This is a genomic window from Photobacterium sp. R1, assembly GCF_054600795.1.
In genome coordinates, this window is sequence record NZ_BAAHZP010000182.1 from 1 (window position 1) to 380 (window position 380).

Below are 380 nucleotides of genomic sequence, written 5' to 3' on the forward strand. Positions count from 1 at the left end.
TTATTGTCGAATCGCTCGCCTTCTTTGGACTCGCCCAGCCAGGCTTGATAGAGACCGGCAGACAGCTCGTCATCGACCCGTTTGTACGCAGATTTCTGTTGCTGGGCCAGACGAGGCGGGTGGCCCAGCTCACGCAGGGCGGCGGCGCCAATTTCCAGCGCGGAATGATAGGTTTCAGATTCAATCACATCGGCACCTGCCTGACGTAGCCGGTAACTGTGGCCCCGGTCATAGGCGCGGGCCAGCACCTTGACGTGCGGATAGCTGTGCTTGATATGTTTGACCAGCATGATGCTGCTTTCCTGATTGTCCATCGCAACCACTACCATAGCGGCCTGTTCTATCCCTGCAGTGTGCAGCAGGTCCGGGCGGGTGGCATC

General features: G+C 58.7%; 1 protein-coding gene. It reads right to left on the reverse strand.

All coding sequences use genetic code 11. The features are described from left to right. A partial coding sequence (locus tag ACYP03_RS24575; RefSeq protein WP_459782461.1) for an NAD-binding protein occupies positions 1 to 380 on the reverse strand: 380 nt, incomplete at both ends.